Below are 12,196 nucleotides of genomic sequence, written 5' to 3'. Positions count from 1 at the left end.
CTTCTCAGCCGACGTAGCTGCCGGGGCTGAGCCCCCGCTGTGCCAGCCACGGCACCGGGTCGATCCGGTTGGAGCCGTTCATCAGCACCTCGAAGTGCAGATGCGGGCCGGTCGAGTTGCCGCGGTTGCCCATGGTGGCGATCTGGTCACCGGCCATCACCCGCTGGCCCTTGCTGACCAGCCAGGTGTTGATGTGGCCGTACAGCGTCACGGTGCCGTCCGAGTGGCGCAACTTCACCAGCGCGCCGTAACCGGCCGTCGGGCCTACCTCGACGACGACGCCGTCGCTGGCCGCCATGATCGGGGTGCCGATCGGACCGGCGATGTCGATGCCGCCGTGCAGCACGCCCCAGCGGTACCCGAATCCGGAGGTCCACACGCCCTTGGTCGGCATCGCGAAGAGCGGTCGCACCAGGCGCGCCTCGCGCTCGGCGCGCTCCTGCGCGAACGCGGCGGCCTTGGTGATCTCCTCGGCGTGGATCGCCCCTGAGGCGACCGGCTGCACCGCGACGATCTGCATACCGTCGGGGGAGCCGCTGATGGCGGCGCCGTTGATGAGCGCGTTGTCGGCGGCCAGCACCGTGTCGGTGGTCGGGGTGCTCTCCGGGTTGCTCAGCGAGTACGCGCCCGAGGCGGTCGCGCCGGCGGCCATGGCCGCGATCATCAGGCGGCTCTTGACCGCTCCGACGGTCTGCTTGCGGTGGGCGCCGCCGCTGCGTTGCAGGGGGCCGCCGCGCATGTCGATCACATCGGTGAGGGCGTTGCCGTCGCTGAGGTCGGTGTGACTATCGCGATAGGCGTGCGTCGAACCGTGATCCTCGCCGGCATCGCCGGTCGATGCCGTCCGTGACCGGAATTCGCTCGGGATGAGGAGCCGCAACGGCACCAGGTCGTCGGTGTCGTGAAGGTCGTCGAGTTCGGGGGCGGCGATCACCCGCTGTTCTTTGTCGAACGCGGAGCTCTCGCGAAAGTCCAGGTCATGCAGGTCGCCGAACTCGTTGAACGGGATGATGTCGGTGACTTCTGCGGGGCGTGGGGTGGAGAGCCCTTTCGTCGCTACCCCCCGGAGGGTTCGGGACGAACTGTGCTCAGCCAACCTGGAGTGCCCTTCGCGTCGTGACCTGTCCGTTATCAAGACCAGTAGGCACGTTAACCAAATCCCAATGTTGGTGGCAACTCAAGTGAGCATTCCCACTCCGAATGTGACTTGTATCACCAACGAGGCCCGGTGAGATGTACCACATGAGCGGTGGGCGATGACGGCGGCCGACACCGAGGTGGATACAGTGCCAGCGAGCCTGTCGCGGCCTTCCGGCCGGTCCGGCGGCCCACTTCAGAAGATCAGTTCGCACCGACGCGATTTAGGAAGCTCATGGATCTGTTCGAATACCAGGCGAAAGAGCTCTTCGCCAAGCACAACGTACCCACGACGCCCGGCCGGGTCACCGACTCGCCGGAGGACGCCAAGGCGATCGCCGAAGAAATCGGCAAGCCGGTCATGGTGAAGGCTCAGGTCAAGGTCGGCGGCCGCGGCAAGGCCGGCGGCGTGAAGTACGCGGCCACCCCCGCCGACGCCCTGGAGCACGCCACCAACATCCTGGGCCTCGACATCAAGGGCCACATCGTCAAGAAGCTGCTGGTCGCCGAGGCCAGTGACATCGCCGAGGAGTACTACATCTCCTTCCTGCTCGACCGCTCCAACCGCACCTACCTGGCCATGTGCTCGGTCGAGGGTGGCATGGAGATCGAAGAGGTCGCCGCGACCAAGCCCGAGCGGCTCGCCAAGGTGCCCGTCGACGCCGTCAAGGGTGTCGATCTGGCCTTCGCACGTGAGATCGCCGAGAAGGGCCACCTGCCCGCCGAGGTGCTCGACGCCGCGGCCGTGACCATCCAGAAGCTCTGGGAGGTCTTCATCGGTGAGGACGCCACCCTGGTGGAGGTCAACCCGCTGGTGCGCACGCCCGACGATCAGATCCTGGCCCTGGACGGCAAGGTCACCCTGGACGCGAACGCCGACTTCCGGCAGCCCGGCCACGCCGAGTTCGAGGACAAGGACGCCACCGATCCCCTCGAGCTCAAGGCCAAGGAGAACGACCTCAACTACGTCAAGCTCGACGGCGAGGTGGGCATCATCGGTAACGGTGCCGGCCTGGTCATGTCGACGCTGGACGTCGTCGCCTACGCCGGTGAGCGTCACGGCAACGTGAAGCCCGCCAACTTCCTCGACATCGGCGGCGGCGCCTCGGCCGAGGTGATGGCCAACGGTCTCGACGTCATCCTGGGCGACAGCCAGGTCAAGAGCGTCTTCGTCAACGTGTTCGGCGGCATCACCGCCTGCGACGCGGTCGCCAACGGCATCGTCGGTGCGCTCAAGAAGCTCGGCGACAGTGCGAACAAGCCGCTGGTGGTCCGCCTGGACGGCAACAACGTCGAAGAGGGCCGTCGCATCCTCGACGAGGCCAACCACCCCCTGGTCATCCAGGCCGACACCATGGACGCCGGCGCCGACAAGGCCGCCGAGCTGGCCAACAAGTAAGGGAGCCAACAAAGATGTCTATCTTCCTGAACAAGGATTCCAAGGTCATCGTCCAGGGCATCACCGGCGGTGAAGGCACCAAGCACACCAAGCTGATGCTCAAGGCCGGCACCCAGGTCGTCGGTGGCGTCAACGCCCGCAAGGCCGGCACCACGGTGTCGCATGTCGACAAAGACGGCAACGACATCGAGCTCCCGGTGTTCGCCTCGGTGGCCGAAGCCATGAAGGAGACCGGCGCCGACGTGTCGATCGCCTTTGTGCCACCGGCCTTCTCGAAGGACGCGATCATCGAGGCCATCGACGCCGAGATCCCGCTGCTGGTCGTCATCACCGAGGGCATCCCGGTGCAGGACAGCGCGTATGCGTGGGCCTATAACGTCGAGAAGGGTGAGAAGACCCGCATCATCGGGCCGAACTGCCCCGGCATCATCACCCCCGGTGAGTCGCTGGTCGGCATCACGCCCAACAACATCACCGGTAAGGGCCCGATCGGACTGGTCTCCAAGTCCGGCACCCTGACCTACCAGATGATGTACGAGCTGCGCGATCTCGGCTTCTCCACCGCCATCGGCATCGGCGGCGACCCGGTCATCGGCACCACCCACATCGACGCCATCGAGGCGTTCGAGAAGGATCCCGAGACCAAGCTGATCGTGATGATCGGCGAGATCGGTGGCGACGCCGAGGAGAAGGCCGCGGCCTACATCAAGGCCAACGTCACCAAGCCGGTCGTCGGTTACGTCGCGGGCTTCACCGCTCCCGAGGGCAAGACGATGGGCCATGCCGGCGCCATCGTGTCCGACGGTGCGGGTACCGCGGCCGGTAAGCAGGAGGCGCTCGAGGCCGCCGGCGTGAAGGTCGGCAAGACCCCGTCGGAGACCGCCGCCAAGGCACGCGAGCTGCTCGCAGGCCTGTAACCCCAAGCACGCGAAAAGCCCCTGGAATCAATAGGATTCCAGGGGCTTTCTCGTGGACCGGCTCAGAGGTGCTTGGCGAGGAATTTCTCGACGGCGTGGTACATGTCGATGTTGTTGTCCGGGTTGAGGAATCCGTGCCCCTCGTCCTCCTTGACCATGTACTCGACCTCGACACCACGGGCGCGCAGGGCCGCCACCATGTTGTCGGACTCGGCCTGTACGACGCGAGAGTCGTTGGCGCCCTGCACCACCAGCAGCGGGGTGCGGATCTGATCGACCTTGGTGATCGGCGAGCGGGCCAGCATATCGGCCTCCTGCGCGGGATCCTTCGGGTCACCGACGTAGAGGTTCCAGTTGTTGGCCAGGAACCTGCGGCCGACATCGGGCAGCGTGCGCATGAAGTTGGGCAGGCTGGAGATCCCGACGTAGTCGATGGCCGCGGCGAAGACGTCCGGGGTGAACGTGACGCCGACCAGCGTGGCGTATCCGCCATAGGAGCCGCCGAAGATGGCCACCCGGTCCCGGTCGGCGAAGCCCTGCTTGACCGCCCAGTCCACCGCGTCGATCAGATCGTCGTGCATCTTGCCGGCGAATTCGCCGATGGCGGCCTGGGTGAAGGCCTTGCCGTATCCGGTCGATCCGCGAAAGTTGACCTGCAGCACCGCATATCCGCGGTTGGCCAGCAACTGCACGTCGGGCTGGTAGCCCCAGCAGTCCCGTGACCACGGGCCACCGTGCACCAGCAGCACCAGCGGCAGGTTCTCCGGCGGCCTACCCACCGGCAGCGTCAGATACGAATGCAGGTCCAGTCCATCGCGTGAGGTGATGGTGACCGGTGTCATCTCGGCCAGCGCCGCGGGATCCAGGTGTGGATAGGGCCGGAACAACAGTCTGCTCTCGCCGGTCGCATGGTCGTAGAAATAGGTGACATTCGGATCGCGGTCGTGGCTGAAGTTGACCACCCAGCGTTGCCCGCTGTCATCGCACGACATTCCGGCCAGGTCGCCGTCGGAAAGTTCGGTGAGCTTGCCCAATACCTGGGCGAACTCGTCGTCGAGAGCGTGGATCACCTGTCGCTCACCGTAGTAGCGGGCGCCGACCAGTTCCCCGGTCCGCTCGCTGATGATGAACGGTGACGGCAGCACCAATTGCGCGCCGAGGTCGAGCGTCGGGTGACTGTGTACCTCGGTCTCCTCGCCGGAGGCGACGTCGATACGGGCCAGCCGGAGCCGGTCGCTGCCCTGATAGGAGCCCAGCCAGATGCCGGCGCCATCGGGGGAGACGGCGATCGGGTGGATGCCCAGGGGGTAGTCCCGACCCTCGTAGACCCTGATCGTGCGCAGTGACCGGGTGGCCGGATCCCATTGCGAGATCTCGACATCGCCCTCGGCGGTCAGGGTGTTGGTGAACAGTTCGCCGCCGGGCCCGCCGATCCAGCTGACCACGGTGCCGGGATTCTCGGCGAGCAGGGTGAGCTCACCGGTGGCGATGTCGAGTTCGAAGGCGTCGACCAGTTCGGCATTGCGCGCGTTGTGCTGGACCAGGGCCTTGCCCGGACGCGCCTTGAGCAGTTCGTAGGAGGCGCGCACCCGGGGGAACGGGGTGAGGTCCACGGCCGGGGTGTCCGGCACATCCGGGTCCACCCGGTACACGTGCCAGTGCTCGTCGCCACCGCTGTCCTGCATGTACAGCAGCCACCGCGAATCGTGGGTCCAGCTGTAGAAGTACACGCTGCGGGTCTCGTCGGCGGTGACGCAGCGGGGGTCCTCCTTGCCGTCCACGTCCTGCACCCACACGTTGAGGCGGTTCCGCCAGGGGGCGAGGTAGGCGATGCGGGTGCCGTCCGGGGAGATGGTGGCCCCGGCCCGCTCGGGCGGGCTGAAGAAGTCCTCGACGGAAATGATCGCGGGGGATTGCGTCGTGTCGGTCACGAGGTCCTTTCTCGATGGAGTGTCACTAAGTGACAACTCCACAGTGTCACTAAGTGACAAGACCGTCAAGCGAGATCGGGGCCGTGCAGGTGTGGCGGTGCCCGGACTGGAACATGTTCCAGTCGGTCAGTTAGCCTGACGAACTAACACGTGTCAGGAGGCCTGTAATGGTGGATCCACGTACGCCGGTGATCGTCGGTGTCGGACAGTTCACCGAGCGCGTCGACGCGCCGGACTACCGCGGGATGTCGTCGGTCGACCTCGCCACCGAGGCGGTGCGGGCCGCGCTGGCCGACACCGGCGCCGACGCGGCCGCGGTGGCTGCGGCGATCGAGGTCTTCGTCGGGCTCCGGCAGTTCGAGATCTGCACGCCGTTCTCCGAGGCGCCGCTGGGGTGCTCGGACAACTACCCGCGATCGGTCGCGGCCCGTACCGGTGCCGATCCGGCTCGCGCGGTGCTCGAACCGCTGGGCGGGCACGGATCGCAGAAGGTCGTCACCGAGTTCTCCGGCGCCATCGCGGCCGGCGACGCCGAGGTGGTCCTGGTGCTCGGGTCCGAGAACGGTTCGACGCTGCGGTATTTCGCCGGCCGCGAGGACAAACCCGACCACTCCGAACGGGTCGGCGGGCAACTCGAGGACCGCGGATACGGGTTCGATCAGTACATGAACGAGTACACCGCCAAGCACGGATTGACCGGTGCTCCCGTGCAGTACGGGTTGCTGGACAACGCGCGGCGGGCCCGCCTCGGCGTCACGGTGGACGACTACCGACGCGACATGGCCGAGTTGTTCGCGCCGTTCTCCGAAGTCGCCGCCAGGAACCCGCTGTCCTCGTCTCCGGTCCCCCGCTCAGTCGAGGAACTGCTCACCGTCACCTCGGAGAACCGGATGATCTGTGATCCCTACCCGCGGTTGATGGTGGCCCGCGACCAGGTGAACCAGGGCGCCGCCGTGCTGATCATGTCGGTGGCCGCGGCCCGCCGGCTGTCGGTGCCCGAAAGCAAATGGGTCTACCTGCACGGCCACGCCGACATGGTGGAGCAGCAGCTGCTCGACCGCGAGGACCTGAGCACGAGCTTGTCCGCGGAAAAGGCTGTGGCAGAGGCGCTTCGGGTAGCCGGTATCGGGCTGGCCGAAGTGTCGACCTTCGACCTGTACAGCTGCTTCCCGTTCCCGGTGTTCTCCGTCTGCGACTCAACCGGGCTGGCGACCGATGATCCGCGCGGTCTCACCCTGACCGGTGGACTGCCGTACTTCGGCGGACCGGGAAACAGCTACTCCCTGCACGGTATCGCCGAGACCGTGAACGAAATGCGTTCCGAGCCAGGATCGTTCGGACTGGTCGGCGCCAACGGCGGGGTGATGAGCAAGTATTCGGTCGGGGTGTACTCGACGACGCCCGCCGAGTGGGCGGCCGATGACAGCAAGGCGCGGCAGGCCGAGATCGCCGCGCTTCCCACGGTGCCCGTCACCCGTGACGCCGACGGCACGGGTGTCATCGAGACGTATTCGGTGCGCTATGACTGGCCCGAGACCACCGGTGTCATCATCGGCCGGCTCGAGGCCGACGGCTCGCGGTTCATGGCACTGAGCACCGACGAAGCCCTGGTGGCGCTGATGTCCGACGGTGATCCGCTGGGTGCGCGCATCGAGGTGAAGTCCACCGAGGACGGCATCAACCTGGCGACCCTGGCCTAGGGGCTACACCAGCTGGGCGAGCTTGCCCGCCAGCCGCTCCACGTAGGCGGCGACCTCGGCCTCGGGCTTGTCGGGCAACCCGAACAGCACCTCGGTGACACCGAGATCGCGCCAGCGGGCCAGCTTCTCGGGATCCGGCTTGAAGTCCAGTGCCACGATCTGCGGGGCGCCCTCGCGGCCGGCCGCCGCCCAGGTGTCCTGCAGCAGCTTCACCGGCTCGTCGATGTCGAAGTCGCGCGGGGTGGTGATCCAGCCGTCGGCCGACTTCGCGATCCACTTGAAGTTCTTCTCGGTGCCCGCCGCGCCGACCAGCACCGGGATGTGTGACTGCACCGGCTTGGGCCACGCCCAGCTCGGGCCGAAGCTGACGAATTCGCCGTCGTAGGAGGCTTCTTCGTCGGTCCACAGCGAGCGCATGGCCTCCAGGTACTCGCGCAGCATGGTGCGGCGACGGCCCGGCGGCACCTTGTGGTCGGCCAATTCATCGGTGTTCCAGCCGAATCCGACGCCCAGGCTGACACGGCCCCCGGACAGGTGATCCAGCGTCGCGATCGACTTGGCCAGCGTGATCGGGTCGTGCTCGACGGGCAGGGCCACCGCGGTGGACAGCCGAACCCGGCTGGTGACGGCGGCCGCGGTGCCCAGGCTGACCCAGGGATCGAGGGTGCGCATATAGCGGTCATCGGGCAGCGACTCGTCGCCGGTCGTCGGGTGCGCCGCTTCCCGCTTGATCGGGATGTGGGTGTGCTCGGGCACGTAGAAGGTGGTGAAACCGTGGTCATCGGCCAGCTTGGCCGCCGGTGCCGGAGCGATGCCGCGGTCACTGGTGAAAAGTACGAGCCCGTAGTCCATGCCCAGAATTAGAACGTGTTCTAGTCCGCCAGCGCAAGGCCGGGCCGCAAGCCGTTCCGCTCAGCCAGATCGTTACTGGTGACTGCGGGGGTGCCCGGGTGCTCGGATGGCAGCCATGACGACCGAACGCATCGCCGACCAGATCACGTTCGCCTACTGGGTGCCCAACGTCAGCGGCGGCCTGGTGACCAGCGATATCGAGCAGCGCACGGACTGGAACTACGAGTACAACAAGAAGCTGGCGCAGACCGCGGAGAACAACGGTTTCGAGTACGCGTTGTCCCAGGTGCGCTACGAGGCCAGCTACGGCGCGGAGTATCAGCACGAGTCGACGAGCTTCAGCCTGGCGCTGCTGCTGGCCACCGAACGGCTCAAGGTGATCGCCGCGGTGCACCCGGGCCTGTGGCAGCCCGCGGTGCTGGCCAAGCTGGGGGCCACCGCCGACCAGCTGTCGGGTGGCCGGTTCGCGGTCAACGTGGTGTCCGGCTGGTTCAAGGACGAGTTCACCCATCTGGGCGAGCCGTGGCTGGAGCACGACGAGCGCTACCGCCGCAGCGCGGAGTTCCTGCAGGTTCTGCGCAAGATCTGGACCGAGGACGAGGTGGACTTTCGCGGGGATTTCTACCGGATTCACGATTTCACCCTGAAGCCCAAGCCGCTTAATACCGCCGAGCGTCCGAACCCGGAACTGTTCCAGGGCGGCAACTCCACCGCCGCGCGCCGCAACGGCGGCCTTTACTCGGACTGGTACTTCTCCAACGGCAAGGATTTCGCCGGCATCACCGAGCAGGTGGTGGAGGTGCGCGACCACGCCCGCACCGTGGGCCGCGAGGTCAAGGTCGGGCTGAACGGGTTCATCATCGCCCGCGATACCGAGAAGGAAGCCCGTGACACCCTGCGCGAGATCATCGACAAGGCCAACAAGCCGGCCGTCGAGGGCTTTCGGGGGGCCGTGCAGCAGGCCGGCAATTCGACCGGGGACAAGAAGGGCATGTGGGCGGACTCGTCGTTCGAGGATCTCGTCCAATACAACGACGGATTCCGCACCCAGCTCATCGGCACCCCGGAACAGATCGCCGAGCGGATCGCGGCGTACCGCAAACGCGGGGTGGACCTCATCCTGGGCGGCTTCCTCCACTTCCAGGAGGAAATCGAGTACTTCGGGCAAAAGGTGTTGCCGCTCGTCCGGGAAATCGAGGCCGTCGATCAGAGCGCTCCGGACGCTCCGGTGCTCGTATCGGCCTGAGCCGCCGCCCAGCGGGGTGCGCTAGCGTGGGTTCGAAATCGCTCACACAGGAGAGTCATGACTTACCCGCCCGGTAACCCCGGATATCCGCCTGCCCAGCAGGGCAACCAGTACGCGCCCACCCAGCAGTACGGCGAGCCCGCAGAGGTAGGCCCCAGCAAGCTGCCTGTCTACCTGAGCGCTGCCGTCGCAGTGTTCGGTCTGGCGACCTACGCGTTCAATTTCGGTCCGCTGCTGACCATCAGCAACTCGGACTTCCCGCAGTTCGGCAGCGCCAGCGGCAGCACGCCCGGTCTCGGCCTGGCGGTCGCGGCCTCGGTGCTCGCCGCGCTGCTGGCCGGTGTCGGTCTGCTGCCCAAGCAGAAGGCCCGTACCGGTCTGGTGGCCGTTGCGTCCACGCTGTCGTTCCTGCTGGTGCTGGCCGAGGTCATCAATGCCCCGGCCGGGCTGTCCATCGGCTGGGGGCTGTACCTGGTCATCGCCGCCACGTTGCTGCAGACCGGCGCCGCCATCGCCGCGCTGCTGTTCGATGCGGGTGTCCTGTCGCCGCCGGCCCCCAAGCCCCGCTACGAGCAGCAGCAGCCCTACGGCCAGTACGGCTCGCCGTACTACGGACAGCCGGGCGGCCAGCAGCAGTACGGCGCACCGACGCATCAACCGCAGCAGCAGCGTCCCGGCTACCCGTCGCAGTACGGCTACCAGGGCGCCCCGAACACCGGCGGATTCCAGTCCGCCGCCGGCGCCCCCGGTTCGCACAACGGCCCGCCGACGCCGCCCACCGGATTCCCGGCGTTCGGGCAGCCGCAACAGCCGCAGGGTTCCTCGGCGCCGACCGCCGCGGTTCCGGCGCAACCGTCCGCGACACCCCAGAGCCAGCCCGAGTCCTCACCGCAGTCCGGCACGCCCTCGTCGTAGTCTGGGCGTCGCGCACCCGGACGTCGGATGCGTCGACGCGCGCGAGGAGCGACCCAGCTAGTGGTGGACAACCGGTCAGTCGGTACCCGACAGGCTCGCGACCTGCTCAGGGTCGCGTTCGGGCCGTCGGTCGTCGCGCTCGGTGTGATCGCGGCGGTGACGCTGATTCAGCTGCTCATCGCCAACAGCGATATGACCGGCGCGTTCGGCGCGATCGCCAGCATGTGGCTGGGCGTGCACCAGGTTCCGGTTTCCATCGGTGGCAGCGAACTCGGTGTGATGCCGCTGCTGCCGGTGCTGCTGATGGTGTGGGGTACCGCACGTACCACCGCGGCGGCAGCGGCACGGTCCTCGTGGTTCGTCATCCGCTGGGTGGTGGCCTCGGCGCTGGGCGGGCCGCTGCTCATCGCGGCACTGTCGCTGGCCGTCATCCACGACGCGGCCTCGGTGATCACCGAATTGCAGACCCCCGAGGCCTCCCGGGCGTTCGCCGGGGTGCTGGTGGTGCACGCCATCGGTGCGCTGATCGGCGTCGCGATGGCCGGGCGGTTGCTCACGCTGCCGGGGGTCCCGAACTGGCTGCCCGAGTCGCTGCGGGCCGCCGCGGCCGGGGTGCTCGCGCTGCTCGGCCTGTCCGGTGTGGTGGCGGCCGGTTCGATCGTCGTGCACTGGGGGACCATGCACGACCTGTTCGGTATCACCGATTCGATGTTCGGCCAGTTCAGCCTGGCCTTGCTCTCGGTGCTCTACATCCCCAACGTGCTGGTCGGGACGGCCGCCGTCGCGGTGGGTTCCAGCGCGCACATCGGGCTGGCCAACTTCAGCTCCTTCACCGTGCTCGGTGGGGACATCCCGGCGGTGCCGGTGCTCGCTGCGGTGCCGACGCCGCCGCTGGGGCCGATCTGGGTGGCGCTGCTGATCGTGGCCGCGGTCTCGGCGGTGGCGTTGGGCCAGCAGTGTGCGCGCCGGGCGGCACCCTGGCCGATCGCCGCCGCGAAACTCGGGGTGGCCGCCCTGGTGGCCGCGCTGACGATGGCGCTGCTCGGGTACGCCGGTGGCGGCCGGCTCGGTAACTTCGGCGACGTCGGTGTCGACCAGGTCACCTTCGGGCCCGCGGTGTTGCTGTGGTTCCTGTCCATCGGCGGTCTGACGGTCGTGATGGCCGGCGGGCTGGTGCGCAGGCCGAAGAAGGTGAAGCCGGTCCCGACTCCGGCTCCCGAACCGGAACCCGAGGACGTGTTCGAGGACGAGGACACGATCACCGATATCGTCCTGCTGGACGCGCAGGCCGAGTTGCCCGAGCGCGCCGAGTCCCTCGAACTCGGCGCACCGCCGGCGCCCGCCGAGCCGCATGACGACCCGCTGCTGGACCCCGAGGAGCATTTCGTGGTCGACGGCGATCTTCCCGGCACGACCGCCGAAAAGCCACGCGATCAGGACGACTAGGCTGCTGCGGGTGCAGCAGCGACCACTCCGCGTACCGGCGACCGCGCCGGCCCGGCTGGTGGTACTGGCTTCCGGTACCGGTTCGCTGCTGTCCTCGTTGCTGGAGGCCGGCACCGGGGACTACCCAGGGCGCGTGGTGGCCGTCGGCGCCGACCGGGCCTGCCCCGCGCTGGACGTCGCCGCCGAGGCGGCGATCCCGTCATTCCAGGTGCGTCTGCGCGACCATCCGGATCGCGCCGCCTGGGACAGCGCGCTCACCGAGGCCGTCGCACAGCACGCGCCGGACCTGGTGGTCAGCGCCGGTTTCATGAAAATTTTTGGGCAACAGTTTCTTTCGCGCTTCGAAGGCCGGATCGTGAACACCCATCCGGCCCTACTGCCCGCCTTCCCCGGCGCCCACGCGGTACCGGACGCGATCGACTACGGCGTGCGCGTCACCGGGTGCACCGTGCATCTGGTCGACAGCGGGGTGGATACCGGGCCGATCCTGGCGCAGGAAGCCGTGGCGGTGCACGAGGATGACACCGCAGAGACATTGCACGAACGCATCAAGGACGTCGAACGACGACTGCTGGTGGACGTGCTGGCCGCGCTGGCGACGCGCGGTGTGACCTGGACCGGACGAAAAGCGATGTTCGGATGTTGAGGAGAGA

10 protein-coding genes are annotated in these 12,196 nt (G+C 67.5%); 7 read left to right on the top strand and 3 right to left on the bottom strand.

Going from position 1 to position 12,196, the window contains the following annotated elements:
- Window positions 1-4: 4 nt before the first annotated feature.
- Window positions 5-1,096, bottom strand: coding sequence for a M23 family metallopeptidase (locus C6A86_RS23050; RefSeq protein ID WP_105362489.1), 1,092 nt, complete (start codon window positions 1,094-1,096; stop codon window positions 5-7).
- A 276-nt stretch (window positions 1,097-1,372) separates the two neighbouring features.
- Between C6A86_RS23050 and sucC the strand changes: the two genes are divergently transcribed.
- Both sucC and sucD read left to right on the top strand, forming a co-directional pair.
- Window positions 1,373-2,536 (top strand): ADP-forming succinate--CoA ligase subunit beta, encoded by a 1,164-nt coding sequence (sucC, locus tag C6A86_RS23045; protein ID WP_105362490.1) that lies wholly within the window; start codon window positions 1,373-1,375, stop codon window positions 2,534-2,536.
- A gap of 14 nt (window positions 2,537-2,550) precedes the next feature.
- On the top strand, window positions 2,551-3,453 hold the full coding sequence (gene sucD, locus C6A86_RS23040) for a succinate--CoA ligase subunit alpha (protein ID WP_311100882.1): 903 nt from the start codon (window positions 2,551-2,553) through the stop codon (window positions 3,451-3,453).
- Between the two features lie 62 nt (window positions 3,454-3,515).
- Here sucD and C6A86_RS23035 read toward each other — a convergent pair whose 3' ends face one another.
- Window positions 3,516-5,384 carry a S9 family peptidase gene (locus tag C6A86_RS23035; protein WP_199196140.1) on the bottom strand — a complete coding sequence of 623 codons (1,869 nt, stop codon included), beginning with the start codon at window positions 5,382-5,384 and terminating at the stop codon, window positions 3,516-3,518.
- Window positions 5,385-5,551: 167 nt separating this feature from the next.
- Here C6A86_RS23035 and C6A86_RS23030 point away from each other — a divergent pair, with 167 nt between their 5' ends.
- Window positions 5,552-7,084 (top strand): acetyl-CoA acetyltransferase, encoded by a 1,533-nt coding sequence (locus tag C6A86_RS23030; RefSeq protein WP_105362774.1) that lies wholly within the window; start codon window positions 5,552-5,554, stop codon window positions 7,082-7,084.
- 3 nt (window positions 7,085-7,087) lie between these two features.
- Here the strand turns inward: C6A86_RS23030 and C6A86_RS23025 are convergent, their stop codons facing one another.
- Window positions 7,088-7,936: an LLM class F420-dependent oxidoreductase gene (locus C6A86_RS23025; protein ID WP_105362775.1), complete on the bottom strand. Its 849-nt coding sequence runs from the start codon at window positions 7,934-7,936 to the stop codon at window positions 7,088-7,090.
- Between the two features lie 115 nt (window positions 7,937-8,051).
- On the opposite strand from C6A86_RS23025, the gene sfnG reads away from it, so the two are divergent.
- The 4 genes from sfnG to purN all read left to right on the top strand — a co-directional run bounded on the left by sfnG (window position 8,052) and on the right by purN (window position 12,189).
- Complete coding sequence (gene sfnG / locus C6A86_RS23020) at window positions 8,052-9,182, top strand: dimethylsulfone monooxygenase SfnG (protein ID WP_105362782.1); 1,131 nt, start codon at window positions 8,052-8,054, stop codon at window positions 9,180-9,182.
- A 57-nt stretch (window positions 9,183-9,239) separates the two neighbouring features.
- Complete coding sequence (locus C6A86_RS23015; protein WP_105362776.1) at window positions 9,240-10,097, top strand: DUF5336 domain-containing protein; 858 nt, start codon at window positions 9,240-9,242, stop codon at window positions 10,095-10,097.
- Window positions 10,098-10,160: 63 nt separating this feature from the next.
- A complete protein-coding gene (locus C6A86_RS23010) occupies window positions 10,161-11,543 on the top strand; it encodes a DUF6350 family protein (protein WP_105362783.1) in 1,383 nt (460 codons plus the stop codon).
- A 10-nt stretch (window positions 11,544-11,553) separates the two neighbouring features.
- Window positions 11,554-12,189, top strand: coding sequence for a phosphoribosylglycinamide formyltransferase (gene purN, locus C6A86_RS23005; RefSeq protein WP_233212955.1), 636 nt, complete (start codon window positions 11,554-11,556; stop codon window positions 12,187-12,189).
- Window positions 12,190-12,196: the final 7 nt, after the last annotated feature.

The sequence above is a fragment of the Mycobacterium sp. ITM-2016-00316 genome (genome assembly GCF_002968335.2).
GTDB lineage: Bacteria > Actinomycetota > Actinomycetes > Mycobacteriales > Mycobacteriaceae > Mycobacterium.
The sequence above is the reverse complement of the archived record's forward strand: the minus strand, read 5'-3'. Positions and strand labels throughout refer to the sequence as shown.

Bases quoted from the DNA above. Each gene is read 5' to 3' on its own strand.
- sucC (WP_105362490.1), top strand. From the start codon at position 1,373: ATGGATCTGTTCGAATACCAGGCGAAAGAGCTCTTCGCCAAGCACAAC.
- sucD (WP_311100882.1), top strand. From the start codon at position 2,551: ATGTCTATCTTCCTGAACAAGGATTCCAAGGTCATCGTCCAGGGCATC.
- C6A86_RS23030 (WP_105362774.1), top strand. From the start codon at position 5,552: ATGGTGGATCCACGTACGCCGGTGATCGTCGGTGTCGGACAGTTCACC.
- C6A86_RS23025 (WP_105362775.1), bottom strand. From the start codon at position 7,936: ATGGACTACGGGCTCGTACTTTTCACCAGTGACCGCGGCATCGCTCCG.
- sfnG (WP_105362782.1), top strand. From the start codon at position 8,052: ATGACGACCGAACGCATCGCCGACCAGATCACGTTCGCCTACTGGGTG.
- C6A86_RS23015 (WP_105362776.1), top strand. From the start codon at position 9,240: ATGACTTACCCGCCCGGTAACCCCGGATATCCGCCTGCCCAGCAGGGC.